Raw genomic sequence first — 319 nt, 5'->3', positions numbered from 1 at the left:
CTGCCCGCCCAATGGCGTGCTCAGTGGCCAGACCTGCACCATCACCACGACCACGCCGGCGAACGTGCAGTTTTCCTGCGTCGACGGCAGCGCCGTGGTCAACGGGTTTTGCAACATCCGCTCGGTGCAGACCGCTTGGACCAACACCTGCGCCGCCTACCAGAACGCCGGCGGTGCGCCCGTTACGCCATGAGCAATCACCCCGTGTCTCGCCTCGCATCTCGCTCCATGCTGGATCGCTTGCTTCGGCTCCGTGCGGTGTTTGCAACCGCGGCCACGCCCGGCCACGTACTCGCGCTACGCGGGCTCCTCGCGGCGG

The 319-nt window shown here is 67.7% G+C and carries 1 protein-coding gene; it reads left to right on the top strand.

All coding sequences use genetic code 11. From position 1 onward, the window contains the following. Positions 1–193: hypothetical protein (locus RZA33_RS19420; protein WP_317509622.1), on the top strand; the 193-nt coding region annotated here is incomplete at its 5' end. Positions 194–319 lie beyond the last annotated feature (126 nt).

It is taken from the genome of Halovibrio sp. HP20-59 (genome assembly GCF_033052795.2).
In the GTDB taxonomy this organism is placed as follows: Bacteria; Pseudomonadota; Gammaproteobacteria; order Pseudomonadales; family Halomonadaceae; genus Vreelandella.
Note: the sequence above shows the minus strand (reverse complement) of the source record. Positions and strands in the feature narration are given on the sequence as shown.